At 43.5% G+C, this 315-nt stretch carries 1 pseudogene; it reads right to left on the reverse strand.

What is annotated here, in order from left to right:
- Positions 1-315 (reverse strand): annotated as a pseudogene (locus FHL07_RS23890) (hypothetical protein); the annotation flags it as partial.

The raw sequence follows: 315 nt of genomic DNA on the forward strand, positions 1-315 counted from the left end.
TAATCAGACAAAGTTGCCCATATCAAACGTCCAAAGCCATTGAAAAGGCCTATGATTCCAACCATAATTGCGGCTGTTTGGACAGACATGCCGGTCATACTTTGAGCCATGGGGGATGCAGCTGAGACAAGGCCGATCCCGCATGTAATATTGATAAATAACATTATCCAAAGAAAAGTGAAGGATTTAGTTTTGAGGGCTTGGTTAGCTGTTAGCTCCGGTCCTCGGGTTAGACGTGTTCCCTTTTTTTGAGAAATGCTATTTTCAGTAGTGCTTGATAGTGCCAGATTTGGACGAACAATAAACTGTGCAGCG

The sequence above is a fragment of the Pseudomonas sp. FSL W7-0098 genome (assembly GCF_005930585.1).
Lineage (GTDB): Bacteria > Pseudomonadota > Gammaproteobacteria > Pseudomonadales > Pseudomonadaceae > Aquipseudomonas > Aquipseudomonas bubulae.